The following is a 1,870-nucleotide window of genomic DNA, read 5'->3' on the forward strand; positions in this document are numbered from 1 at the left end:
TCTGATTGCGAAAATTTGAGAGACTCGAACACACCATTAACAGTGTGTCGTTTCAATTTTCAGCTTGATCCAGATTTTTAAAGAGCAAATATCTCAAACATGACTCGCTGAGTCAGTTTTGAGATACAAAGGCCGGCGACTTTCACTCACACAAACCAGCAAGTGGCGTCCCCTAGGGGATTCGAACCCCTGTTACCGCCGTGAAAGGGCGGTGTCCTGGGCCTCTAGACGAAGGGGACACTGAAGTCTGCTTCGGCAAGACGCCTTGCTTTTTACTTTTCATCAGACAATCTGTGTGGGCACTACAAAGGCAGGTTCTTTAAGGTAAGGAGGTGATCCAACCGCAGGTTCCCCTACGGTTACCTTGTTACGACTTCACCCCAGTCATGAATCACAAAGTGGTAAGCGCCCTCCCGAAGGTTAAGCTACCTACTTCTTTTGCAACCCACTCCCATGGTGTGACGGGCGGTGTGTACAAGGCCCGGGAACGTATTCACCGTGGCATTCTGATCCACGATTACTAGCGATTCCGACTTCATGGAGTCGAGTTGCAGACTCCAATCCGGACTACGACATACTTTATGAGGTCCGCTTGCTCTCGCGAGGTCGCTTCTCTTTGTATATGCCATTGTAGCACGTGTGTAGCCCTGGTCGTAAGGGCCATGATGACTTGACGTCATCCCCACCTTCCTCCAGTTTATCACTGGCAGTCTCCTTTGAGTTCCCGGCCGGACCGCTGGCAACAAAGGATAAGGGTTGCGCTCGTTGCGGGACTTAACCCAACATTTCACAACACGAGCTGACGACAGCCATGCAGCACCTGTCTCACAGTTCCCGAAGGCACCAAGGCATCTCTGCCAAGTTCTGTGGATGTCAAGACCAGGTAAGGTTCTTCGCGTTGCATCGAATTAAACCACATGCTCCACCGCTTGTGCGGGCCCCCGTCAATTCATTTGAGTTTTAACCTTGCGGCCGTACTCCCCAGGCGGTCTATTTAACGCGTTAGCTCCGGAAGCCACGCCTCAAGGGCACAACCTCCAAATAGACATCGTTTACGGCGTGGACTACCAGGGTATCTAATCCTGTTTGCTCCCCACGCTTTCGCACCTGAGCGTCAGTCTTCGTCCAGGGGGCCGCCTTCGCCACCGGTATTCCTCCAGATCTCTACGCATTTCACCGCTACACCTGGAATTCTACCCCCCTCTACGAGACTCAAGCCTGCCAGTTTCGAATGCAGTTCCCAGGTTGAGCCCGGGGATTTCACATCCGACTTGACAGACCGCCTGCGTGCGCTTTACGCCCAGTAATTCCGATTAACGCTTGCACCCTCCGTATTACCGCGGCTGCTGGCACGGAGTTAGCCGGTGCTTCTTCTGCGGGTAACGTCAATGGCTAAGGTTATTAACCTTAACCCCTTCCTCCCCGCTGAAAGTACTTTACAACCCGAAGGCCTTCTTCATACACGCGGCATGGCTGCATCAGGCTTGCGCCCATTGTGCAATATTCCCCACTGCTGCCTCCCGTAGGAGTCTGGACCGTGTCTCAGTTCCAGTGTGGCTGGTCATCCTCTCAGACCAGCTAGGGATCGTCGCCTTGGTGAGCCGTTACCTCACCAACAAGCTAATCCCATCTGGGCACATCCGATGGCAAGAGGCCCGAAGGTCCCCCTCTTTGGTCTTGCGACATTATGCGGTATTAGCTACCGTTTCCAGTAGTTATCCCCCTCCATCGGGCAGTTTCCCAGACATTACTCACCCGTCCGCCACTCGTCAGCAAAGCAGCAAGCTGCTTCCTGTTACCGTTCGACTTGCATGTGTTAGGCCTGCCGCCAGCGTTCAATCTGAGCCATGATCAAACTCTTCAATTTAAG

At 53.2% G+C, this 1,870-nt stretch carries 1 tRNA gene and 1 rRNA gene; both read right to left on the reverse strand.

The window, feature by feature from the left end:
* Nucleotides 1–163: 163 nt before the first annotated feature.
* Nucleotides 164–239 (reverse strand) — tRNA-Glu (locus tag AOY24_RS23195).
* Between the two features lie 86 nt (nucleotides 240–325).
* Nucleotides 326–1,867 (reverse strand): 16S ribosomal RNA (locus AOY24_RS23200).
* Nucleotides 1,868–1,870: the final 3 nt, after the last annotated feature.

This window comes from Citrobacter sp. CtB7.12 (assembly GCF_001297795.1).
GTDB classification, from domain to species: Bacteria; Pseudomonadota; Gammaproteobacteria; order Enterobacterales; family Enterobacteriaceae; genus Citrobacter_A; species Citrobacter_A amalonaticus.